This is a genomic window from Roseomonas fluvialis (genome assembly GCF_022846615.1).
GTDB lineage: Bacteria > Pseudomonadota > Alphaproteobacteria > Acetobacterales > Acetobacteraceae > Neoroseomonas > Neoroseomonas fluvialis.
Map to the genome: position 1 here is coordinate 1,959,602 of NZ_AP025637.1, position 22,064 is coordinate 1,981,665.

Consider the following 22,064-nt stretch of genomic DNA (forward strand, 5'->3'; position numbering starts at 1 on the left):
CGGGTTCATCGGGGGCGCAACGTGCGAACGAACTCGACCCAGGGCGTTCGGCCCTTGTCGCCCTTTACCGTCACCTGGTCGTCGATCACGTCCAGGCGGTGCTCCACGCCATGCACGAGAAACCCGTTGTCGAGGTCCAGCACGAATCCCATGCTGATCAGGGTATTCACGGCGCCCTGGAGCGTGATGGCCTTCTTCTGCGGCAGCATGGCGCTACTGAATCCGCGCGTAGCGGCGCTGCATCTCCGCTGCGATCTGCTCGGGCGGGGTGTCGTCGGCGCGCAGTTCGGCCACGGCTTCGCGGAGATGCTTGTTTTCGGTCTCCAGGGCGGCAAGGCGCTGCGTCACGGGCGCGAGCGCCTTCTCGATCATCCCGCCGGCGACGGCCTTGATGCCGGTGATCACGAAGTCCATCAGTTCCTGCTTGGTGAATTTCACTTGGGGTCTCCTGCACGAATACTTGTGGCGAGGAGCCTAGTATAGCACGGGGGGCAAGAGTCTGGTAGCAAGCCTGGCAATTCTATTTAGGTTCTATTATGGCAGAAGCCACCATTCTACTACGGGTCGGTATTTACGATACTTGGTCAGCCTCGCCGGATAACCCCCCGCTCGGCGTGCCAGGGCGAGCGCATCCGTCTTGCGGGTCATCAGTAAGGGAGCGTCGCGTCCCAGGATCAGCACACGGGGCGAGGCACGCTGCACTACGAGCGGGCCGATCTGGACGTAGTGGACCACGCGGGTCCGGTAGGGCTTGCGGCGGGGCTGGCGGGGCATTTGGGTAGGATAACCTAGGTTGCGCCAGGGTTACAGCCGCTTATTACGAAGACGGGATGATGAAAGGCCGATCTCTACGGGCAGGTCCCAAAGGGCAATGCAATTTGTTGCGGTTGGGACCGTTCGGTATGGAGGTCCCTGGCCGTTTCGCTCATCCCCCGCCCCCGTCGCGCATTACCGCCACCGACTTCGGCCATCTTTGCGGCCAATAGGTATCCTGGCCTATATATAGATTAAGATAAACTCCACCGAATCGTTGGCCAGACTCGTTCTCGTTTTGCCCACATAACCAAATGCGATAGTTGGTTATCGCTCGATGTCAGTGATCGGCGTGTCAACATGCAAGAGCAGGGACGCCAGGAGGAGAACACCCGGCGCGCGGGCTGTCAGTCTGTCTGCGATGGATTGAGGATTGATTGTCACGAGTTGCTGGCGCGCAACGCAGGTCTGCACAAAGACTCTGTCTATCTTGGGTCGGTGGGCTTGCCTGGGTGCGGCGGGCCATGCGGGGGGCAGGCAGCGCAAGCGCAGCGGGTCAGGCGACCGCCGTGTGGCGGGCCAGGGGGCAGGGGCAGGGGTGGCGGGGTGGTGGGGTGCGCCAGCGCGGGGGCAGGCTCTGGCGGGGCTGCCGGGCGGGGCCGGGGGTGGCGTCGGGCTGGGTCGCCGATAACGCTCATCGCCCAACAGAAAGGGGAGCAAGGTGAATCACCTGCCCCCCTCGTCTGCCCCGGTAGGGTGCCCCCCTGGATCGGGGGCGGTTAGTCCAGCCGAATCAACTTGGCTTCTGTCAGCCAACGAAGGGTGCCTGCCGCGGTCTGCTTGTGCCCGTTGTCCTTGAGCAGCGTCGCCAGTTCGGCCGCATCCTTGGCTTGCGTGATGAGCGACCAGCGCGCGGCGCGGCTGCCGCGAAGGGTGGGTGCCTCGACCAGCACCGTGATCTTGCGGGGTGCGGGGGCCGGGGCCGGGGTGGCGTCGGGGGCCGGGGCAGCGGCAGCGTTCTTCTTAGAAGCCATGGTCAGAAGTCCTTGCAGCGGGGCATCCCCCATGGATGCGCCGTGCAGCCTTGATGGGGCGAGGCCGATCAGCGTGACAAGGAAAATATTCCTTGTCTGCGATAACAAGATATTTCGGTGCGCGAACAACACGGCTGACGATAATGATTAAGAGCCTGCAGATAGGGCTTTGCCGGTCCTGGGTGCTAAGGACAGATTATGATCGTCCCCACCAAATCATCGGGTGGAACCGTTTGAGGCCCGGGCGAGTAGCCGCCCCCCACATGCACCCCCCACGTCCAGTTAGGCGCTGCTGTTTGTCGTAGCCCAGGCTTTACCTAGTGTTGGACGCCCCCACACTAAACCCCCACGCAACGGCGCTACTATAGGGCTGGTGCCAAATATACATTCCTCCCCTATGCCCCTTACCCTTTACTACCTCTACTAAATTAGTGTGGGTAGTGTGGGGTAAAGGCTCGCGCCGGGGGATTACCTGGCTTTCGGCACCCCTCGGGTCCGGGCAACGACCGCCCTTCCAGGTGTGGGGGCGTGTGGGGTGGCGTCGGCCTGAGAAGCACGATCAACCGCGGACATGTCTTTCGGCGGCGAGTTCTCGTGGGTGAAATCCGGCTTGCCGATAGCGTCGTTGCGGATGACCTTAAGAAGTCGGCGATCAACATCCGCTGCGCCGGGCTTCTCCCCCCGCCACCATCCGCGCCACTTGCCGAGACCCTTGAACTCGAAAGCGCTCGCCTGCCGCTTGAATCCCAGATGCCGCAACGCCTCCCCGATCTCGTTATCGGGGACCGACCGCAGCCCGTGGCCGATCAAGAACTTCTTGACGTCGGAGGTCTTCACCACGGCATCCGGGAACGGCTGCAAGAACGGCTCCATGATCTGCGCCCAGGTGTTGAGTTTCAGGTGGCGCGATTGCAGAGCAGCAGCGGATTCCCAGAGATCAGGGGGAACCGCCAGTTCGGGCAGCCTATCCCCCGCCCCCTTGATGATCGCACCGGCCAGAGCCACCGCCTCGGCCCAGAGCTGCGACCAATGCTCGCGGAGGAAGGACAGATCGGCGAGGCCCGGAACTTCCACTGGCATGAAGCGCCGACTGCCGACCTGCGACCGCAGAAAGTCCATACCGTTGACCGTGCCCACATTGATGAAGCCGCGTGGGACCTCCGTAGATTCACGCCCATAGGCCAGCCGCCCCTTATCGGTCGTCCGCGTAAGGTGGGCTTTGACCGCCTCCCAGTCGGAACGGCCCAGCCCCTCCATCTCGGCCCACTCGACGACCGTCTTGCCGCGCGTCTGCTCAAGCACCTTGCGGGGATCATGCACATCAACGGGGGAGTCGGTGCAGCGCTCCCGCCCCCCTGCCGCGATCTCGGCCACGAACGATGATTTACGCTTTCCGGACTCACCGCAGAGCACCGGCATCACATCGACCTTCGCGCCGGGATATAGGATGCGAAGCGCCTGCCCGACGAACAGCGCCTGCGACGTCCACCTGTTCAGCGGTGTGTCTTCGGCGGCGAACGTATTCTGCAGGACCAGGTGAAGGCGGGGCGTGCCATCCCACTCCCCGTGCGCCTCAAGCCAGTCCTGCATGGAGTGATAGCGCCTCGCGTGAGCGACGAACTTGAGCGCCGCGAGCACCATGTTTTCCGAGAACGTGACGTTGTCCTTGAGGGCGATGAAGCCGACCAGGGGGGAGAGAAGTTCGTCGCGCAACCGGACGGCCTCCCCCAGATTGTGCAGCGGGGCGCCGGGAATGCTGACGATCAACGCCTGCGGACTTGTCGCTTCCAGCATGATGCTCAGGTCGAACAGGTCCAGGCGGGCGGTCAGGCCGATGCGCTTGAAAGCGATCAGGGCGTTAACGATGTCGCCCGGTTTGACGCCGTCGCGGTTGAACCGATAGCCCGCGGTGACAGCGCCCTCGATGGATTCAAGCACGCCCCCCGCGACGAGCGCACGCTTCGGGCGGGCACCTTTGATGAAGGCTTTCCACTCAGCCTTGATGGCGGCCTGGGTCAGTTTCTCGGACTTGGCCAGCGCCTTGAGCCGAGTTTCGGTTTCGCCCTCGGACAACGGGCGCCAGGACAGGTAGGTGTGCAGACGGCCGATCCAACCTTCCAGGATGGAGTTTAGATCACGCTTCGCAAGCCAAGCGTCGTTCGGGTCTTCGCCAGCGACCGGCGAGGCGAGGATCTGGACCTTCTTTCCCGCCAGGACCGCGCGCATTGCCAGAACCTGCGCTGACTCCAGCCCGGCCGGATCGTTGTCGGCACAGATGCGTAGTTCACCCAGATTCGGGGGAAGGTGGATTTCCTCAAGCGCACGCCGACCGCACGCTGCCCAGCAGACCGCGGCGCCCTTGGTGAAGCGGGCGATCGACATGGCATCTTCCAGGCCCTCGGCGACATACAGAATGCCATCGTCACCGACCACTGGCCTGAGGCGGATGGACGCCCCGTAAGCCTCACCCACGGTGATGCGATCATTGCGGCCCGCGACGCGGACCTTCTCCCCCTGCTTGCTGATGGAGGTCCGCTGAATGGCGACCAGAGAGCCGTCCTGATCGTGCAGGGGGGCGCACAACCAGAACCCCGACCAATCCTCCTCCGGGGTGTCGCCGTCTACATCATGGAATTGAGCGCGTAGAATTTCCCGCTCGTAGGGTTGCAGGGGCCACAAGCCGCGTGAATCAAAGTAGCGTGCGACAGGGTGGTCAGCCTGAATCTGCGAAATACCCTTCCTGTATTCCGCCCTCGCTTTTTTGACTGTAGTGCCAGAGTCGTGGGAGCGCTCGTAATCACTACCTTGCGCGCTCGCGTTTTCTTGTGTATAGTGGTCGTCAGCCATTGCCTTCCCTTTCTGGTAGTGGCGGTGAATGCGTGTTTCAGTTTCCCAAGTATGCTGCGAGCGCCGCCCGGGATCGCCCCCTGGGCGGCGCTACTTTGTTCTGGGGTAGATCCGCTTCCCTTTGTCACTCGCCAGGAACGTCTTGATCTGCGCCCGCGACCAGATGTAGCGATTGTTCAACATGCGAGGGCGTGGCAGTATCCCATCGCGCACATGGGCGTGGACTGTCTGGCGCGCCCGGTAGATGCCGAGCTCCAGCAAGTCATCCATAATAACGACCTCCGGCAATTCCATATCGACCTCCTCGATTATTTACAGGGTGGCAGGCGCTGCCGAGAGGGGACCAGCCCCCATGCCATTAATATTCGTTATTGTCGTAGGTATCTCCATAAGCGATGCTTATGGCTCACCAGCGGGCTTGGCCCCCCTGGCGCTACCCCTGGCCCAGCGGTGCGCTCAAAGTGCTCGTATGAGGCCCGCCGGGCAGTCGCAGATGGCCATCGGGGTGGCGCCCCTAGACGCGGGTGGGCGGGCAACCCATCATTCCGCCTATGGGATCTCTGATTCTTGAAATTCAGAAAAATGCGGTGTCGAGCGCAGTTCCGGTTGGGGATCTGCTTCGACAGGCAAAAATCGCAGCGGTAAGGCTTGGTGCGAGCGAAGAGTTTACGGCTTGGCTGAACCGAGAGCTTCAGGGATATGAAGAAGGCAAGGATATCCCAAGTTATCGAAAAATTCGCGGTATGCTTTGCGGCGAGAATGAGTATGGGCACGCGAAGAGGCTGCTCTTCTCGGACCCGGCATCTTTTCATTTGGTGAATACAATGACATTCCCGAATCCACTCTTTGAGTTGGAGGAGGCTATTAGAAATTCCAAAGATAAAACTGACATTGCATATATGATGAGGCCAGAAGCATCTAAAATTTTGCGGACAAAATTTCCGGATATATCGATTTTTTATATGGAAATTAATGTTGTGACACTTAAGGGAGTGACCGAAAAAGTCCGCGATATTGTTCTTGATTGGGCGCTGGAACTTGGGCGTGCTGGTGTGACGGGGGAGGGTATGACTTTTTCGGATAGTGACAAGAAACGCGCCGAGTCTATCACCCACAATATATATGCGCAGAACGTGATTGTCGCCGGAGACCAAGCGAGCGTTTCGGCAACGCAGACTGCGACTCAGGCCCCCCTGGACCTGAAGCAGGTTGCCGAATTTCTGAAAGAATTGCGGGGGGCGCTCGGCACGCTCCCAGCGGACGACCGGGAGGTCGCCGAGGGTAACATTGTGATGGCCGAGGCTGAATTGGCGAAGGACGAGCCGCGCGAAGGCAAGGTCCGCGCAGCCCTCAAGGCTCTCGCCCCGACGATGGGGAATCTGACCGTGGGCGTCGCAGGATCGGCTGTTTGGGACCTGATAAAGAAACAGATCGGCTTGGGCTGATCGCACGGCGGCGCTCATCGCCGCACGATCACCCTGCGGCGGGGAACGGCGGGCCGGGTCTGGCCAGCGCGGGCCTTCACATGGGCGTCGAGAGCGCCCTCGTCCCACATGCAGCGACGCCCGCTCTGCACCGGGGGCGGGATTTCGCCCTTCTTCCAGGCGCGATGCACGGAATGAATGGAGCCATACAGGCCCTTAGCCACGACGCCTTTAGCGTCGATCCAACGAATGGACATAGAAATCCTGTCCGGTGCATTTCGCACCGTGGTTGATGCCGCGTATCGATCGCGGCCACCGACCTACCCCTTCAGGATTTTGGGTCGCTAGATGCTTGGCGCGTGCTCTCTGGGGGAGGCGAGAGTCGCTAGCAGCGCAAAGCGTAGCACGGGGCAACGGGCGGGAGCAACCCGTGGCGCACAATGGCCCGGCAGCGCGGCTCTAGCGGCTCAAGGGGGCTAATTTGGCGATCCCATGACACGAACTACTGAGTATCTCCATCGGTTAGTATCAAACCCATCTTCCATTATGCTACAATAAAAAGTCCCACTGGAGCGCGGCGGTAATCCGTCATAATTAGTGCAGTCAAATTCCCGACGAATTCTACCATCTTCGAGAGCAATAGTGATTTTGTTGATGCGGAAATTGCTCGTTTCATGACTGACTGTCAGCGTGTTGCTGCTTAGTCGGGTTGAAAGATTTCTGACTGATTGAGTTATGTCGCGTTCCGTTCGGCGCTCAGAATCGCGATATTTGGCGCACGCCAAGAATATTCCCCGTGCCGCAAGATCACTTTGCGTTCCCGGCAACTGACCAGAGAGGCATTCTTCATAAGAGAAGTAGACGCCCCACAGACCGATCCTAGTTTTGGGAATGACGAAGGTGCCGACAGCAAGCGCGGCAACGCAGCCTGCCAATATTCCAAGGGTTTTTCTATCCATGGGATTCTCGAGTTTACCTGTTCCCCATTAGCCTAGCCGCCCCGACTTTGAACCGAAAAAAGCGAAGCGTATCGCAAGGCGTCATTCCCACCCAGCGAGGCCCCATACTCGGGTGCCCCAGGCTTCGAGCGCGGCGCGGGCCTTCGCCTCGTGCGGCTTGACCGAATAGGTCATCCTCAGCCGGGGGGCGGCATGGTTGAGAATGGCCTCGACGATGTGCGGCTCGATGCCAGCCATCGCCATCTGCGTCGCGGCGGTGCGGCGTAGATCGTGGATCGTCCAGGCATCCGTTTTCGTGCGGCGCTGGGAGTCTGCGACCGCCCGGCTGAACCCACTGACGAACCCACGCATCGCACGACCAGGGCGCGTCCCCCCTGCCGCATCGGCGGTGCGGGGACGCTCGACCGGGAACACCTTGTCGCCCCGGAGCGGCACCTGGGCGAGAATACGAAGCGCGAAGGACGATAGTAGAACCTCCGTCTCCCGACCGCCTTTGCTGCGCTGGGCGCTGAGATGGATGACGCCGTTGGCGACATCTATTTCTGCCCGTGTCAGTTCGGCGATCTCGCTGCGCCGTGCGCCCGTCAGCAGGCAGAGGGCGAAGATGCTGCCGAACTGCGACCGGGCCAGGGCGTCGGGACCATGCGGGAGCCAATCGGTCATAAGGGCGGTGATTTCACCGTCGCTTAGGACCCTCTGTCTTGGTTCCCCCGTCGATGGCATTTCCAGGTTACGGATGGCGTGCTCGATCAGGCCGCGACGCTCGCCGTAGTTCATCGCCGCGGTCACATATCGGCCGACAGCGCCAGCGACGGTGAGGGGCCGGATGCGGTCCACGAGGCCCTGCACATCGCGGCGGGTGAGGCTCGTCAGGTCGTATGGGCCAAGGCTCGGGCGAACATGCTTGGCGAGGATGGCTTTCACCTGCGCCGGGTCCTTGGCGGTCTCGTCCAGGTGAGCGGCGTAGCGGTCCAGCAGGTCGTTGACGCTACGGCAGGGGGTGTCTGCGGGGTGCGGCATCCGCCCGGCTTGGAGCGCCCCCCGGTGAGCCTGCGCTTTGTCGCGGGCCTCGGCGAGGGACGTGCCGGGATACTGCCCTAGGGTGATCTTATGGCGCTTCCCGTGACGCTGGAACGCGAACACGAACGACAAGGCGTCAGCTCGTTTGCGGGCGATCAGTCCTTCAACAACCGTGTCCCGCTCCTCGGTGTTCGGCTCCATTCCCCGCAGGAAGGTGTCTGTAAGTTTTCTCGCCATGGCGGGCCTTGCTTCGGCACCCCCCAGGCCCGCGTCCGGGGGTGTTCCCGGGGGTGCCTGGGGGTGCGCTGCCCCGCAATGTAGCGCAATGGCGCGTCATGGACCAGGAAGGCTATCGCCTTGTAAACGCTACGTTCTGCACCCTCGCGCTATGCCATGTTTACCATGATAGTTTTCTTGTGCGTGAAGTGTTCCAGCATCGCTTCCAACGAGGCTTCCTTGCCGAGGCCCGAGGACTTCACGCCGCCATAGGACAGGTTCGCCTGCACCACGAGGTTCTGGTTGATCTGCACCAGGCCCGCTTCCAGCCGATGCGCAAGGTCGAGGCCCACCTTCAGGTTGTTCGTCCATAGCGACGCCGCGAGGCCGTAGTCGGAATCATTCGCCTCGGCCAGCACCGATTCCGGGTCGTCGAAGGGCTGGATGACGGTGACGGGCCCGAAGATCTCCTCGCGCACCAGCCGGCTGTCCTTCGTGAGGCCGGTGAAGATCACGGGCTGGATGAACAGGCCCTTCTTGAGCGCGGGGTCGGTTGGCATGGCGGAACACACATGCGCGGTGGCCCCCGGGGTCGCGGTGCCTTCCGCGATGAAGCCGCGCACCTTCTCGAGCTGGCCTTCGGAGACGATCGTGCCGATGTCGGTCGCCTCGTCCAGCGGGTCGCCCATGACCATGCCGTTCACCGCACCCGTCATGGCGGTGACGAACCGATCGAAGATCGGGCGCTCGACATAGATGCGGCTCGCCGCCGTGCAGGACTGGCCCTGGCGCGTGAAGCGCATCGAGGTCAGCGCACCGCTCACGGTCTTGTCGAAGTCGCAATCCGCGAAGACGATCATCGGCGACTTGCCGCCGAGTTCCAGCGTGACCGGGATCAACTTATCGGCCGCGGCGCGGGCGACGATCTTGCCGGTCTCGACACTGCCCGTGAACGTCACCTTGCGCACCAGCGGGTGCGTGACCAGTGGCGCGCCGCATTCCGGGCCGAAGCCCGACACCATGTTGAACACGCCGGGCGGCAGGACGCGGTTCATGATCTCGCAGATGCGCAGCACTGCGAGCGGCGCTTCTTCCGCCGACTTCACGACCACGGCGTTGCCAGCCACCAGCGCGGGCGCAACCTTCAGCGCCATCAGCAGCATCGGCACGTTCCAGGGAATGATCGCGCCGACCACGCCGAGCGGCTCGCGCACCGTCACCGACAGCACGTTGGGCGCGAAGGGGACGCTCTCGCCCTTCAGTTCAGAGCCGAGGCCGCCGAAGAATTCGAAGACATCGGCGACGACGTTCGCCTCCACCCGGGATTCCGTGCGCAGCGCCTTGCCGGTCTCGAGCGCGATCAGGCGGCCGAGCTCATCCACATGTTCCTTCAGCAGCTGCGCGCACTGGTGCACCAGGGCACCGCGCTTGCGCGCCGGGACCTTCGCCCAGTCCTTCTGCGCCTTCGCCGCGTTCTGCACGGCGGCGTCCACGTCGGTGGCGTCGCCCTCGGCCGCGCGCGCGACTTCGGCGCCGGTCGCGGGGTTCACCACCGCGAAGGTCTTGCCCGACCGCGCCGGCACATAGGCGCCGCCGATGAAGTGAACGCCCGACAGCGCCTTGGCCAACGCGAAGGGGTCGGTGGACGGTGCGGCAGGGGTGGGATGCGGGCGGTCGAGCATAGGGGCGCTCCTCGAGGTCTTGCTTCGGCGGGCAGCAATAGACCCCTGCGGGGCGGGAGGGAACCGCCGCGCGCCTATTGCCGCGTGATGCGCACGCCGGTTTCGGCCACGACGCGCCGCCAGCGCGCGATCTCGTTCGCCACGAAGGTCGCGGTCGTCTCGGGCGTGCTGTCGGGCACCGCGACGGTGCCGACCTCGGCTAAGCGTGCGACAAGCTCCGGTTCCGCCAGCGCCGCGTTGAAGGCGCCGTTCAGCCGGGCAACCGTCGCCGGCGGCGTGCCCGCCGGCGCGAAGGCCAGGATCCAGGTCTCGGCATCGAAGCCCGGGATGCCCATGTCGGCGATCGCCGGCAGGTCGGCCTGCGGGCCCGACCGGCGAAGGCTGGCCCGGGCGAGGGCGCGCAGCCGCCCATCGGCGATGGCGCCGGCCACCGTGGGCGCGGATTCAACCATGTAGGTGACCTCGCCCGTCAGCAGCGCCTGCAGCGCCGGCCCGCCGCCGCGATAGGCCACGTGCTCTACGCGGACATCGGCGCCCTTGGCGAACCATTCGCCGGCCAGATGCGGCATGGATCCGACGCCAGCCGAGGCATAGTTGTGCCGTCCCGGCTCCGCCTTCAGACGCGCCACCAGCCCGGCCAGGTCGGTGATGCCGAGGCTGGCCGGCACCACCAGCACGAAGCCGGTGACGCCGAGCAGCGCCACCGGCGCGAAATCCCGCACCGGATCGTAGGGCAGGTCGGCAAACAGCGCCGGGTTGACCGCATGGGTCGAGGCGGTGCCAATCAACAGCGTGGTGCCATCCGCCGGCTGCCGTCGCACATGGTCAGCGGCGGTGGCGCCGCCGGCGCCCGCACGGTTCTCCACCACGACCGGCTGGCCCAGATGCACCGCCATGCGCGCCGCCACCAGGCGTGCGCCGATGTCGGTCGTGCCGCCCGGTGCGAAGGGCACCACCAGCGTGACGGCGCGCCCGGTCTGCGCGAGGAGCGGCGCGGCGGGCAGCACGAAGGCGGCGGCGAGCAGATGCCGGCGGTGGATGGTCATCGTGGTCCTCCCTCGCGGCCGTCGGAGTGCGGCCTGGCGGCAGCCTGCCACGCGGGCGCGCCGCGGCGAAGCCGCCTGGCGGGTTGCCCCCGCGCAGGGTGCCGACTAAGCCTGCCCGCGAGACCGTTCCCGGAGTTGCGTCATGTCCCAGCCTGCCGGCCCTCTCGCGGGCCTTCGCGTCCTTGACCTCACCCGCGTGCTTGCGGGGCCGACCTGCACGCAGATGCTGGGCGACCTCGGCGCCGAGGTGATCAAGATCGAGCGCCCCGAGGCCGGCGACGACACCCGCGGCTTCGCGCCTCCGTTCTGGCCCGAGACGAAGGAAAGCGCCTACTTCCTCGGCGTGAACCGCAACAAGAAGTCGGTCACCATGGACATGGCGAAGCCGGAGGCGCAGGCGATCCTGCACCGGCTGCTCGAGACCACAGACATCCTGGTGGAGAACTTCAAGGTCGGCGCGCTGGCGAAGATGGGCCTGGGCTGGGACCAGCTGAAGGCGAAGTATCCACGGCTGATCTATTGCTCGATCACCGGCTTCGGGCAGACCGGCCCCTATGCGCCGCGCCCGGGCTATGACGCGCTGATCCAGGCGATGGGCGGCGTGATGTCGCTGACCGGCGAACCGAACGGCAGCCCGCAGAAGGTCGGCGTGCCGGTCGCGGACCTGTTCGCGGGGCTCTATGGCTGCATCGGCATCCTCGCTGCGCTGAACCACCGCACCGCGACCGGGCAGGGCCAGCAGATCGACATCGGCATGCTGGACACGCATGTCGCGTGGCTGGCGAACCAGGGCATGAACTACCTGAGCACGGGCGAGAACCCGCCGCGCCTGGGCAACCAGCACCCCAACATCAGCCCCTACCAGGAATTCCCGACCAAGGATGGCTACATCATCCTCGCGGTCGGCAACGACCCGACCTTCGAACGCTTCTGCAAGGCCTTCGGCCAGGACCACCTGCTGGCGGATGAACGCTTCGCGACCAACCCCAACCGCGTGGCGAACCGCGACCTGGTGACGGCCACGCTGACGCCGGTGATGAAGTCCCGCACCACGACCGAATGGGTGGCGGCGCTGGAGGCCGAGAAGATCGGCTGCGGCCCGATCAACACTCTGGCCGACGTCTTTGCCGACCCGCATGTGCAGGCGCGGCAGATGACGCTCGAGATGCAGCACGGCTCGGGCGCCACCGTGAAGGTGATCGCCAACCCGGTGAAACTCAGCGCCACGCCGCCCACCTATCGCAGTGCACCGCCGGTGCTGGGCGAACATACGGACGAGGTGCTGTCGGGCTTGCTCGGCATGTCCGCCGAGGACATCGCGGCCCTTCGTGCCAAGGCGATCCTGTAGCCGGCATCTCCGGCACGCGAGGAGACAATGATGCGCGAAGGCGCGGTCCGCTGGCTTTCGCCCATCGGCTTCTTCACGATGCGCTGGTGGGAATGGGGCCCGGCCGACGGCGCGCCGGTGATCTGCGTGCACGGCCTCACACGGTCGGGGCGCGACTTCGACACGCTGGCGCAGGCGCTGGCGGATGCCGGGCGCCGCGTGATCTGCCCCGACCTGCCGGGCCGCGGCGCTTCGGACTGGCTGCCTGACCCGATGCTGTACCAGCCGCCCACCTACATCACCGCGCTGTCGCACCTGCTGGCGCGCATCGATGGTCCGGTCGACTGGGTCGGCACCTCGCTGGGCGGCATCTGCGGCATGGCGCTGGCAGCCACGCCAGGCCAGCCGATCCGCCGCCTGGTGCTGAACGACATCGGCGCCTTCGTCCCGCGCGAGGCGATGGCGCGCATCCGGGATTACATGGGCCATGAACCCGTCTTCCCGGATCTCACGACGCTCGAGGCGCATCTGCGCGAGGTTCATGCCCCCTTCGGCCCGCTGACCGACGCGCAATGGCGGCATCTCGCTGAGACCTCGGCACGGCGCGCCGACCATGGTGTCGCGCTGCACTACGACCCGGGCATCAGCGCGCCGATCCTCTCGCAGGAGGCGCAGGCGCTCGACATGACCGCGCTGTGGTCCGCCGTGCGCCTGCCGGTGCTGGTGATCCGGGGCGCACACAGCGACATCCTGCTGCCCGATACGGCGGCGGAGATGGCCGCACGCCCGAATGTCCGCCTGGCGGAGGTGCCGCAGGCCGGCCATGCACCCGCGCTGATGGATCCCGCGCAGATCGCGCTGGTGGCGGGGTTCCTGGGCGAGTGAAGCGGCAGCCCGGCTGACGCCACCCCGGTCCGGTCCGGCAGGGCGCGCGGCCCTGCTCGTGGCTCAATAGCCAGGCCGCGGAACCAGCCCCAGCATCACCTGGTCGAGCCCGCCATCGACCAGCAACTCGGCGCCGTTGACGTAGATGGCGCGTGGACTGGCCAGAAAGGTCACGGCATCGGCGATGTCCTGCGGCGTGCCGACCCGCCCGGCGGGCACCATGGCGGATCGCCGGTCCAGCACGCCCGGCGCCTGGTAGAAGGCTTCCGACAGCGGCGTGCGGATCAATCCCGGGCTGACAACGTTGCTGCGAATGCGATCGGGCCCCCATTCGTCGGCGATCTGCCGCGACAGCATCGCGACTGCGGCCTTGGACGCGCTGTAGGCGCCGCTGCGCGGCTGCGGGTTTGTTGCGGCGATCGATGCGATATGCACGATCGCCCCGCCGCCGCGCGCGACCATCTGCGGCCGCACCGCCTGGGCGCAGAGCAGGTAGCCGGTCAGGTTCACCGCCATCAGCGCGTTCCACTGCGCGACGGGCAGGTCCGCCAGCGGCCCAGGTCGCAGTATGCCGGCGTTGGTCACCAGGATGTCGGCATCCCCGAGGACCGCGCGCGTGGTGGCGAAGGCGGCGGCGACGCTCGCCTGGTCCGCGGTGTCGCAGGCCGCGGCCGCCACCTTCGCGCCCTGCGCGCCGAGCGCCGCCGCCACCCGTTCCGCTGCAGCGCCATCGAGGTCGAGCAACGCCACCGCCACGCCGGCGCCGGCGAGCTCGGCAGCGATGGCGCTGCCGATGCCGCCCGCCGCGCCGGTGACGATCGCAACCCGCCCCGCGAGCCCAAGCCAGTCACCTGCCATCGAAGCGTCCTCCCGGCCGGGGGGCCGCGCACCGGCGCGGCCGAACCGTCAGCCGCGTTCGAGCCCGAAGCGCCGGCGCAGCTTCTGCCATGCCGAAAGCCCCCCGGCGGCGGTCGGCGCTGGCGGCAACGGCGGCAGGCTCGCGGCGGAAGCAGGGGGCATCAGCGCGGCCCGCTTCGCGCGCAGCGCCGCGAGGCGCCGCCAGGCGCGCGCCTGGTCGGGGCTGCCCGGCGCGGTGCGACGCCATGCCATCATCGCCTCGACCTCGGCGCGGTGCAGGCGGATCGCCTGGACCTCCGGCGCATCCACGCGGTCGGACGCGCCGTGCCAGGACCGGCGCAGCGCATCGTCCGGCGCGTGCACCTCAGCCATGGCGCAGCCGCTGCGCGGCCTCCACGGCGAAATAGGTCAGCACGCCGTTCGCGCCGGCGCGCTTGAAGCCCATCAGGCTCTCCATCATGGCGCGCTCGTGCTCGATCCAGCCATTCCGCACGGCAGCCATGATCATCGCGTACTCGCCGGACACCTGATACGCGAAGGTCGGCACCGCGAAGCGGTCCTTCACGCGGCGCACGATGTCCAGGTACGGCATGCCCGGCTTGACCATGACCATGTCGGCGCCCTCGGCGAGGTCGAGCGCCACTTCGCGCAGCGCCTCGTCCGAATTGGCGGGGTCCATCTGGTAGGTCTTCTTGTCGCCGCGCAGCGCCTTGCCGGAGCCCAGCGCATCGCGGAACGGGCCGTAGAAGGCGCTCGCGTACTTCGCGGCGTAGGACATGATGCGCGTGTCGATGAAGCCCTGCGCGTCCAGTGCCTGCCGGATCGCACCGATGCGCCCGTCCATCATGTCGGATGGCGCGATCACGTCGATGCCCGCTTCCGCCTGGTTCACCGCCTGGCGGACCAGGATGGCGACGGAATCATCGTTGTGGACGTAGTCGCCGGTGCGGGTCTCGCGGATCACGCCGTCATGGCCGTGGTCGGTATAGGGGTCCAGTGCCACGTCGCCGACCAGCCCGACCTCGGGGAAGGCGCGCTTCAATTCGCGCGCGGCGCGGCAGATCAGGTTGTTGGCGTTCAGCGCCTCGGTGCCCTCGGCGTCCTTCGCTTCGGGCGGCGTGGCGGGGAAGATGGCGATGGCGGGCACGCCGAGCTTCGCCGCCCGTTCCACATGCTTCGCGACGCGGTCCACCGTGACGCGCACCTGGCCGGGCATGGAGGCGACCGGGCGTTCCTCGTTGCTGCCCTCGATGACGAAGATCGGCCAGATCAGGTCATCGACCGACAGCGTATTCTCGGCGACCAGGCGGCGCGTCCAGGCGTCGCGCCGGTTGCGGCGCATCCGCACGGTGGGAAAGGCGCCCTGGGTGTCGGGGGCCTCGATGCTGAAGGGGGCGCCCTGGCGGCGGTCGGCATTCATTCGGCAGCGGCCTTCATGGAGGGACCCGTGGCGGCAGCCAGCGCCTGGTCGAGATCGGCCAGGATATCGTCGATATGCTCGATGCCGATCGACAGGCGGATATAGCCTGGCGTCACGCCGGACGCCGCCTGCTCCTGTTCGTTCAACTGGCTGTGCGTGGTGGTGGCGGGATGGATCGCCAGGCTGCGCGCATCGCCGATATTGGCGACGTGATAGAACATCTGCAGCGCCTCGATGAACTTCTGCCCTGCTTCCTTGCCGCCCTTGAGTTCGATGCCCATCAACGACCCGTAGCCACCGCGCAGCGCGGCATCCGCGCGGCGCTTGGCCTCGCCGGTCATCAGCGACGGATGGATCACCTTCGCCACCGCCGGGTGCTGTGCCAGGTGGGCGGCGACGCGCAGCGCGTTCTCGCAGTGCCGCTCCATGCGCAGCGGCAGCGTCTCGAGCCCCTGCAGCGTCAGGAAGGCGTTCATCGGCGCCATCGGCGCGCCCAGGTCGCGCAGCAGTATCACCCGCATGCGGATGATGTAGGCGATCGGCCCCATCGGCTTGACCGCCTGCGTCCAGACCGCGCCGTGGTAGGAGCTGTCGGGCTTGTTCAGCGTGGGGAAGCGTTCGGGGTGCGCCTCCCAGTCGAAGTTGCCGCCATCGATCACCATGCCGCCGATCGACGTGCCATGCCCGCCGATCCACTTGGTGGTGGAGTGCATGACGATGGCCGCACCGAGGGCGAGCGGCTTGCACAGCACCGGGGCCGCGGTGTTGTCCATGATCAGCGGTACGCCGATCTTGCGCCCTAGGGCCGCCACTTCCGCGATTGGGAAGACCTGCAGCTTCGGGTTGGGCAGCGTCTCGGCATACCAGCAGCGGGTGCGGGCGTCGGTGGCACGCACGAAGGCCTCGGGGTCGGCCGGGTCGACGAAGCGGACCTCGATCCCGAAGGTCTTCAGCGTGTTCGCGAACAGGTTCCAGGTGCCGCCGTACAGGTCGGTGCTGCTGACGATGTTGTCGCCGGCCTCGCAGAGGTTCAGCACCGCGAAGGTCGTCGCCGCCTGGCCGGACCCCAGCGCCAGGCCCGCCACGCCGCCCTCCATCGCCGCGATGCGCTTCTCCAGCACATCGACGGTCGGGTTCATGATGCGGGTGTAGATGTTACCGAGTTCCGCCAGCCCGAACAGCCGCGCCGCATGGCCGGTGTCCTGGAACTGGAACGACGTGGTCTGGTGGATCGGCACCGCGACCGACCCGGTGGAGGGATCCGCCCGCCAGCCGGCATGCAGGGCGATGGTCTCGGGGTTGGTGAAGGTCGGGGCGGACATGGGGCACCCTCCGTTTGCGGCGTTTTCCTCTGCATCAAGTGCCACGGGTCGGGCACGCGCGAAAGGGAAATGCGGCGCCCGCCCCGGCGCGCGTGCCCGTGGCAAGCGCTTGCGCCGGCCTGCTCACCGCACGGAAAACTCTTCTCCACCGCGCCGATCAGGCCGCGGTCAGGCGCCCGAGCTCGCCCCAGAGCCGGGCCCACCCGGCATCGCGGCCGTATTCCTCGGCGGCGCCGGTATTCGCCGGCACGGCGCCGTCGCGCCGGTGCAGCAGCGACAGCACCAGGGCGGTCGAGACGAAGCCGCCCGTGCGGAAGGACATCGCCGGCACCGTCGAGACCACGGCCGGCGCGCCCGCATCCCCGAAGCGCAGATGCGCGATGCCCGCGCGCAGCGCCAACTCGCGGACCGGCAGGGCGGCTTCGGGACGCCCGTGTTCGAGCACGAAGGCGGGGCGGTGCCGGGCCCAGGTGGCAGCCGCGAAGAAGGCTTCGACCGGCGCGAAGGCCACCGCCTCGGCCCGCACCGCGAGTGGGCCGGTGGTCGGCCAGGCGGGCGGCACGGCGGTGGGCGGGCAGAACAGCGTCACGTTGCGCTCGCAGGGCCCGGTCAGGAAGGCCAGGACCGGCAGGATGGGCTGCGCCGACGCATCCTCGCACAGCAGCGCGACCGGCCCGGGGGCGCCGCTGCGCAGGGCAGCGAGCAGGCGGCTGTCCTCGCCGCGCCACAACAGCGGGATGCAGGCGCGCTCGGCCCGCGCCGCGCGCATCAGCACCGCGGCGTGGCGCGTGGGCCATTCCTCCATCGTGAGGAAGCGCGGGAAGGCACGGGCCAGCACGGCCAGGTCTGCCGGGTCCGGCAGGCCGCCATCGAGCGCCAGCGCCGACAGGTGGCAGGTCCCGAGCCGCGTCTTGACGGGCCCGGCCAGCGGCGCGGCGGGCATGGCGGCGAACCACGCCACCAGGTGCGGTTCCGCGAGCAGCGCGTCGAGGCTGGCCAGGCGCGGCCGGGTGTCGTCGAACAGGATCTGCGCGACGGTGTCGGGCAGGGGGGCCGCGCGCGGGTCCACCGCGACCCGCCCGCGCGAGGGCAACAGCCGCAGTGCGGCGGGGTCCGCCGCCGCGGGGTCGCCCGCCAGGTGGAACACCACCGGCGCGCGGAAGCCGGCATAGCGGGCCGCATCCAGCAGGTGGTCGAAGGCCAGCGCGCCGATCCGCGCCTGGTCGAAGCGCAGGGATAGGATGACCGAGGGCGGCAGCCGCCCGGCCCGTTCCCCGGCGTCGCGCAGCGTCTCGAGGATGCCGGCCTGCGCCGCGGCCACCGACCGCAACGATGCCTCGGCCAGCGTGGCGAGCGCCGCGGGGTCGCGCACCAGGCGATGGATGGCGCGCATCATCGCCTCGAAGTCGGCGCAGCCGTGGAAGGCGTGGGTGGGCACGTAGCCCTCGAAGGCATGCGCGTGGCTGATCAGAGGCTTGCCGCGCGACAGCGCCTCGCCGACCTTGATCTTGAGCCCGGTCGAGAAGGCCAGCGGTGCGAGCACGGCATCGACCTGGCCATAGAGCTGGTCCATGTCCTCGACGCGGCCGATCAGGCGCAGCCAGGGCAGGCGCAACCCGTCCAGCAAGTCGCAGACCGACCCCGCGACCATGATCTCGACCGGCAGCAGGGTGCGGCGCAGATAGGCGTCTGCAACCTTCACGAAGGCGCGGATATTGGTCGCGTTGATGTTGTTGCGCCCGCCCACGATGCCCAGGCGCAGCACGCCGCCGGCGGCCGCCGGGGCGGGCAGGTCCTGCACCGGTTCGGCATGCAGCAGCGTGCGCACCGGGCGCGCCGTCAGTGTGCGGAAGAATTCGGCCTCCTGGTCCTTGATCGCCCAGACGATGTCGGCGCGGTCGAGCGCCAGGCGCTCCTGCGCCTGCGTGGTGTGGAAGTATTCCGGTGGCAGGCCGCCTTCGGCCAGCAGCGCCCGGCGGTCCGAGAAGCGGTCATGCGTATCCAGGATGCGCAGCACGCCCGCCGGCGCGTGCTCGAGCGCCTTCGACAACCAGGTGTAGTTCACCAGCAGCGCGTCGTAGCGCCCGACCTTGAACAGCCAGTCGAGCATCTGGCCGATCGCGGGGTCCCACCAGTCGTCCGCGGCATGGTCCTCGCCCTCCGACGGGCGGGTGTGCAGCGGGCGCGTGACGGGGCAGGTGAAGACCTCCTCCCACTGGGCGGTCATTTCGGCCAGCGCCCTGCGCGGCAGGCGGGCGCGCCATTCCTCGTCGGATGGGTAGTGCAGCAGCGATACCCGCGCACCCGCGCGCTGCAGCGCGCGGTTCACCTGCACGATGCGATTGCGGTTGCCCAGCGTGACCGGCCAGGTCGGCACCGGCGACAGCACCAGGACGCGCAGCCCGTCCCAGGACCCGCCCGGCGCGCCGGATAGCATCGCGCCATCGGGCGCGTCTGGGGTCATCGCGCCATCGGGCGCGTCTGGGGTCATCGCGCCATCGGGCGCGTCAGAGATCATCGCGTTCATCGAGGCCGGCGAGCAGCGCGGTGACCGCGTTGTAGACCGCCGAGACCTGCCAGCGGAATTCCGCCGCCCCCACCTGTTCGAGAGCGAGGCCGCGCAGCGTGCGGTTGGCCGGGTTCTGCTGCAGCAGGAAGCCCTTCACCGCGGCCCAGGATTCGTCGCTGCGGGCAAGCCGCGCCCTGGGGTCGCGCAGGTAGTCCGAAACCGCCTGCCAGGCCGCCCGGCGGCGGAACCAGCGCTGCGTCAGCCGCTCCGGGTCGACCCAGTGGTCCACCGCGGCCAGCGGGTCGTAGGCGACCTTGCCGCCCAGCGCCTTGATGCGGTCGGTCAGCGCCGTCTCCTCGGCCGAAAGCAGGCTGGCACCCCCGCCGGTCCGCCCGAGCGAGGTGTCGAACCACCCCGCTGCGCGGAGCGCGGAGACCCGGAAGGCGATATTGGCGCCGGCGACCCATTCGCCGTCGCCCAGCAGGCGCCGTTCGGGTCCGAGGTCGACCACGGTGATGTCGCCCAGCATCTCATCGGCCAGCCAGTCCGGCCGCGGGGCGCCCCACCAGGGCCGGATGCGCCCGCCCACCACCTGCACCGCGGGCCCGAACTGGTCGAAGCAGCCGGCGATGTTCTCGAGCCACACGGCATCAGCGCGCGCGTCGTCATCCAGGTAGGCGATCAGCGGCGCGTCGGTCAGCCGCGCCGCGACATTGCGCGCATTCGACAGGCCAGGGCGCGGTTCGTGGTGCCACACCAGGCCGGGCCGCCCGGCGAAGGCCGCCGCCTCCTGCGCGGAGCGCACCGGGTCGGATGAATTGTCGACCACCACGACGTCGAAGCTTCCGGACGGCAGCGATTGGGCGAGCGCCGATTCGATGGCGCCGGGCAGCAGGTCGTAGCGTTCGTAGGAGCAGATGGCCGCGGCTATGCGGCGGGCGGGCGCGACCATCGACGCGCGTCCCGTCTCAGGCCGGTTCGATGCGCAGGCGCTGGAACGCGACGCCCAGCACCCGCCGGTCGGCCGCGCCGCGCGCCGCGGGGGAATGCATATGCGGCACGCGCAGCGTCAGGCGGGTCGGCCCGTCGGAGCTGCGCGGCTGGATCGGGTCGGACCGCAGCAGCTTGTCCTTGCCGTCGCGCGTGAGAGGATATGCGACGCCGTCGACCTCGATCGCGAGGCTATTCGCGTTCGCCGGAGTGCCCAGATGGAACAGGCGCAGGGTTGCGACCAGCGGCCGGCTGCGGTCGACCCAGGCGTCGAAACCGACCTCCTCGGACGGGCCGGTCCAGCGGAAAGCGCCCTCGGGGCCCCATTCCAGCTGGTAGAAGCCGTCCTGGGCGGGCAGCAGCTGGTCGGCCGCGATCTCGAAGTGGTGGGGCAGGTCGGGGCTGGGCGGCGGTGGCGCGGCGGCGGGCGCGGGCGGCGCGGCGGCGAGGGCGGCATCGTGGAGCTGCAGGATCCGTTCGTAGGATTCGACGCGCGCGCGCAGGTCAGCGACCTCGGCGCGTAGGGCGGCGAGGTCGGTGGCGTCGGGGTCCGCCGCGACCGGCGCGGTGTCGGGGAATGCGTTCACCTGGGCTCGCAGCAATCGTTTGGTGGGCCGGCTGCATGCTGGCGCGGCACGCTGCTTCGATACGATGGGTGCCCGCCTTGGGCAACCTCGGGCCGTCGCGGCGGCGCGTCTGGACATGCCAAGCGGGCGCTGTGTAAAGCGTCGTGGACTTCAGTCGCATCAGGCAAGGGTTCAATGACAGGTCCGCATGTCCTGGCCAAGGCAGGCAGATGGTCGATGCCGCACGGCCTGGTCGCCTGGCGGGTGATGAGCGTTTGCCGCCTTGGGTGCCGTTCGACCGCGGGACGCAGCCGCCAACGCGCAGCCGCTGGTTCAGGGGGCCAAGGATGACGACGACCAACGCGGGCGCGACGCCAAGCGACACCGCGGTGGCGCCAACCCCGAACGCATCTGAGGCGCCCTTCATCATCTGGACCTTCCGGCGGACCGGCGGGACATCGCTTCGGTCGATCTTCTTCTGGCTGTCCCCCTTCGAGGCCTGGCAGGATGAGGGGTTCAATCGCGACCGTGAACTCGGCGCCATCACGCGCGAGTTCGAAGCATCGCAGGACCTGGCGGCGCTCGAGGCGTCGGTCGGCGACGTGGTGGCCCGGCGCAAGAACCTCAAGCACTGCATCGAGGTCGTGCCCTATCAGGTCACCAGCAGCCTGCTGCGGCAGTCCGTCGCCGCCGGCTATCGGCACCTGGTCCTGCTGCGCCTCGACGAGGTCGAGCGGCAACTGTCGCTGGCTCTTGCGCGTGTGACGAATGCGTGGGGCCCAAGCGAAGCCGCGGCGATCTACGACGAGATCCGCGCCGGCACCCGCAAGCTCGAACCACTGAACATCGTGCAGATCCGCCGCGAACTCGACCGGGACGCGGCGGCGCTGGGACGGCTGATGCGACTGATGCTGCAGCACCGCGCGAACTACGCACTGACCTTCTTCGAAGACCTGTACCGCGGCGAGTTCGCCGACCGCGTTGCGGAGGTGCGCCGGGTCGCGACGCTGCTAGGGTTGTCGAGGGCCGCCAACGAAGCCGATGCGGCCTTTCGCACGGCGCTGATGCAGCGCAGCCAGGGAACCCGCGACATCTTTGGGTTCGTGCCCAATCTCGACGAAGCGAAGGCGGCGATCGCCGAGCTGACGCGGTAGATCGGGATGCCGTCGTCACCCTGGTTCACTGCCGCTCGCGTGCCCTCCCGGC

General features: G+C 67.4%; 20 protein-coding genes. 4 read left to right on the plus strand and 16 right to left on the minus strand.

Features of this window, described 5'->3' with window-relative positions:
- Window positions 1-5 precede the first annotated feature (5 nt).
- The 5 genes from MWM08_RS09520 to MWM08_RS09540 all read right to left on the minus strand — a co-directional run bounded on the left by MWM08_RS09520 (window position 6) and on the right by MWM08_RS09540 (window position 4,928).
- Window positions 6-209: a hypothetical protein gene (locus tag MWM08_RS09520; protein WP_244459200.1), complete on the minus strand. Its 204-nt coding sequence runs from the start codon at window positions 207-209 to the stop codon at window positions 6-8.
- A gap of 4 nt (window positions 210-213) precedes the next feature.
- Entirely contained in the window at window positions 214-438 is a 225-nt protein-coding gene (locus MWM08_RS09525; protein ID WP_244459201.1) for a hypothetical protein, read from the minus strand.
- Between the two features lie 1,094 nt (window positions 439-1,532).
- A complete protein-coding gene (locus MWM08_RS09530; protein WP_244459202.1) occupies window positions 1,533-1,919 on the minus strand; it encodes a hypothetical protein in 387 nt (128 codons plus the stop codon).
- Between the two features lie 336 nt (window positions 1,920-2,255).
- Window positions 2,256-4,634: a VapE domain-containing protein gene (locus MWM08_RS09535; protein ID WP_244459203.1), complete on the minus strand. Its 2,379-nt coding sequence runs from the start codon at window positions 4,632-4,634 to the stop codon at window positions 2,256-2,258.
- Between the two features lie 90 nt (window positions 4,635-4,724).
- Window positions 4,725-4,928, minus strand: a complete 204-nt coding sequence (locus MWM08_RS09540) for a hypothetical protein (protein ID WP_244459204.1) — start codon at window positions 4,926-4,928, stop codon at window positions 4,725-4,727.
- 257 nt (window positions 4,929-5,185) lie between these two features.
- Here MWM08_RS09540 and MWM08_RS09545 point away from each other — a divergent pair, with 257 nt between their 5' ends.
- The gene (locus MWM08_RS09545) at window positions 5,186-6,079 is read left to right on the plus strand and encodes an AbiTii domain-containing protein (protein ID WP_244459205.1); all 894 of its coding nucleotides are present in this window, start codon (window positions 5,186-5,188) and stop codon (window positions 6,077-6,079) included.
- A gap of 455 nt (window positions 6,080-6,534) precedes the next feature.
- On the opposite strand, the gene MWM08_RS09550 is transcribed toward MWM08_RS09545, so the two are convergent.
- The 4 genes from MWM08_RS09550 to MWM08_RS09565 form a co-directional block, all read right to left on the minus strand.
- On the minus strand, window positions 6,535-7,017 hold the full coding sequence (locus MWM08_RS09550; protein WP_244459206.1) for a hypothetical protein: 483 nt from the start codon (window positions 7,015-7,017) through the stop codon (window positions 6,535-6,537).
- Between the two features lie 81 nt (window positions 7,018-7,098).
- Entirely contained in the window at window positions 7,099-8,274 is a 1,176-nt protein-coding gene (locus tag MWM08_RS09555; RefSeq protein WP_255751397.1) for a tyrosine-type recombinase/integrase, read from the minus strand.
- Window positions 8,275-8,423: 149 nt separating this feature from the next.
- Window positions 8,424-9,935 (minus strand): aldehyde dehydrogenase family protein, encoded by a 1,512-nt coding sequence (locus MWM08_RS09560; protein WP_244459208.1) that lies wholly within the window; start codon window positions 9,933-9,935, stop codon window positions 8,424-8,426.
- A 74-nt stretch (window positions 9,936-10,009) separates the two neighbouring features.
- Window positions 10,010-10,981, minus strand: coding sequence for a Bug family tripartite tricarboxylate transporter substrate binding protein (locus MWM08_RS09565; RefSeq protein ID WP_244459209.1), 972 nt, complete (start codon window positions 10,979-10,981; stop codon window positions 10,010-10,012).
- Window positions 10,982-11,123: 142 nt separating this feature from the next.
- Between MWM08_RS09565 and MWM08_RS09570 the strand changes: the two genes are divergently transcribed.
- Both MWM08_RS09570 and MWM08_RS09575 read left to right on the plus strand, forming a co-directional pair.
- The gene (locus MWM08_RS09570) at window positions 11,124-12,329 is read left to right on the plus strand and encodes a CaiB/BaiF CoA transferase family protein (RefSeq protein ID WP_244459210.1); all 1,206 of its coding nucleotides are present in this window, start codon (window positions 11,124-11,126) and stop codon (window positions 12,327-12,329) included.
- Window positions 12,330-12,356: 27 nt separating this feature from the next.
- On the plus strand, window positions 12,357-13,193 hold the full coding sequence (locus tag MWM08_RS09575; RefSeq protein ID WP_244459211.1) for an alpha/beta fold hydrolase: 837 nt from the start codon (window positions 12,357-12,359) through the stop codon (window positions 13,191-13,193).
- 63 nt (window positions 13,194-13,256) lie between these two features.
- Here MWM08_RS09575 and MWM08_RS09580 read toward each other — a convergent pair whose 3' ends face one another.
- The 7 genes from MWM08_RS09580 to MWM08_RS09610 all read right to left on the minus strand — a co-directional run bounded on the left by MWM08_RS09580 (window position 13,257) and on the right by MWM08_RS09610 (window position 20,879).
- Window positions 13,257-14,051, minus strand: a complete 795-nt coding sequence (locus tag MWM08_RS09580) for an SDR family NAD(P)-dependent oxidoreductase (RefSeq protein ID WP_244459212.1) — start codon at window positions 14,049-14,051, stop codon at window positions 13,257-13,259.
- Between the two features lie 48 nt (window positions 14,052-14,099).
- On the minus strand, window positions 14,100-14,423 hold the full coding sequence (locus tag MWM08_RS09585) for a hypothetical protein (RefSeq protein ID WP_244459213.1): 324 nt from the start codon (window positions 14,421-14,423) through the stop codon (window positions 14,100-14,102).
- On the minus strand, window positions 14,416-15,471 hold the full coding sequence (hemB, locus tag MWM08_RS09590; protein WP_244459214.1) for a porphobilinogen synthase: 1,056 nt from the start codon (window positions 15,469-15,471) through the stop codon (window positions 14,416-14,418). Before hemB ends, MWM08_RS09585 begins: the two co-directional genes overlap by 8 nt.
- Window positions 15,468-16,793, minus strand: coding sequence for an O-acetylhomoserine aminocarboxypropyltransferase/cysteine synthase family protein (locus MWM08_RS09595; RefSeq protein WP_244459215.1), 1,326 nt, complete (start codon window positions 16,791-16,793; stop codon window positions 15,468-15,470). Before MWM08_RS09595 ends, hemB begins: the two co-directional genes overlap by 4 nt.
- Window positions 16,794-16,950: 157 nt before the next feature.
- Window positions 16,951-19,311, minus strand: coding sequence for a glycosyltransferase (locus tag MWM08_RS09600; protein WP_244459216.1), 2,361 nt, complete (start codon window positions 19,309-19,311; stop codon window positions 16,951-16,953).
- A complete protein-coding gene (locus MWM08_RS09605) occupies window positions 19,301-20,254 on the minus strand; it encodes a glycosyltransferase family 2 protein (protein ID WP_244459217.1) in 954 nt (317 codons plus the stop codon). Before MWM08_RS09605 ends, MWM08_RS09600 begins: the two co-directional genes overlap by 11 nt.
- A 16-nt stretch (window positions 20,255-20,270) precedes the next feature.
- Window positions 20,271-20,879 (minus strand): hypothetical protein, encoded by a 609-nt coding sequence (locus tag MWM08_RS09610; protein WP_244459218.1) that lies wholly within the window; start codon window positions 20,877-20,879, stop codon window positions 20,271-20,273.
- 209 nt (window positions 20,880-21,088) lie between these two features.
- Here MWM08_RS09610 and MWM08_RS09615 point away from each other — a divergent pair, with 209 nt between their 5' ends.
- Window positions 21,089-22,012: a hypothetical protein gene (locus MWM08_RS09615; protein WP_244459219.1), complete on the plus strand. Its 924-nt coding sequence runs from the start codon at window positions 21,089-21,091 to the stop codon at window positions 22,010-22,012.
- Window positions 22,013-22,064 lie beyond the last annotated feature (52 nt).

Bases quoted from the DNA above. Each gene is read 5' to 3' on its own strand.
- MWM08_RS09560 (WP_244459208.1), bottom strand. From the start codon at position 9,935: ATGCTCGACCGCCCGCATCCCACCCCTGCCGCACCGTCCACCGACCCC.
- MWM08_RS09535 (WP_244459203.1), bottom strand. From the start codon at position 4,634: ATGGCTGACGACCACTATACACAAGAAAACGCGAGCGCGCAAGGTAGT.
- MWM08_RS09570 (WP_244459210.1), top strand. From the start codon at position 11,124: ATGTCCCAGCCTGCCGGCCCTCTCGCGGGCCTTCGCGTCCTTGACCTC.
- MWM08_RS09545 (WP_244459205.1), top strand. From the start codon at position 5,186: ATGGGATCTCTGATTCTTGAAATTCAGAAAAATGCGGTGTCGAGCGCA.
- MWM08_RS09565 (WP_244459209.1), bottom strand. From the start codon at position 10,981: ATGACCATCCACCGCCGGCATCTGCTCGCCGCCGCCTTCGTGCTGCCC.
- MWM08_RS09615 (WP_244459219.1), top strand. From the start codon at position 21,089: ATGGTCGATGCCGCACGGCCTGGTCGCCTGGCGGGTGATGAGCGTTTG.
- MWM08_RS09555 (WP_255751397.1), bottom strand. From the start codon at position 8,274: ATGGCGAGAAAACTTACAGACACCTTCCTGCGGGGAATGGAGCCGAAC.
- MWM08_RS09580 (WP_244459212.1), bottom strand. From the start codon at position 14,051: ATGGCAGGTGACTGGCTTGGGCTCGCGGGGCGGGTTGCGATCGTCACC.
- MWM08_RS09540 (WP_244459204.1), bottom strand. From the start codon at position 4,928: ATGGAATTGCCGGAGGTCGTTATTATGGATGACTTGCTGGAGCTCGGC.
- MWM08_RS09585 (WP_244459213.1), bottom strand. From the start codon at position 14,423: ATGGCTGAGGTGCACGCGCCGGACGATGCGCTGCGCCGGTCCTGGCAC.
- MWM08_RS09575 (WP_244459211.1), top strand. From the start codon at position 12,357: ATGATGCGCGAAGGCGCGGTCCGCTGGCTTTCGCCCATCGGCTTCTTC.
- MWM08_RS09520 (WP_244459200.1), bottom strand. From the start codon at position 209: ATGCTGCCGCAGAAGAAGGCCATCACGCTCCAGGGCGCCGTGAATACC.
- MWM08_RS09550 (WP_244459206.1), bottom strand. From the start codon at position 7,017: ATGGATAGAAAAACCCTTGGAATATTGGCAGGCTGCGTTGCCGCGCTT.
- MWM08_RS09600 (WP_244459216.1), bottom strand. From the start codon at position 19,311: ATGATCTCTGACGCGCCCGATGGCGCGATGACCCCAGACGCGCCCGAT.
- hemB (WP_244459214.1), bottom strand. From the start codon at position 15,471: ATGAATGCCGACCGCCGCCAGGGCGCCCCCTTCAGCATCGAGGCCCCC.
- MWM08_RS09595 (WP_244459215.1), bottom strand. From the start codon at position 16,793: ATGTCCGCCCCGACCTTCACCAACCCCGAGACCATCGCCCTGCATGCC.
- MWM08_RS09605 (WP_244459217.1), bottom strand. From the start codon at position 20,254: ATGGTCGCGCCCGCCCGCCGCATAGCCGCGGCCATCTGCTCCTACGAA.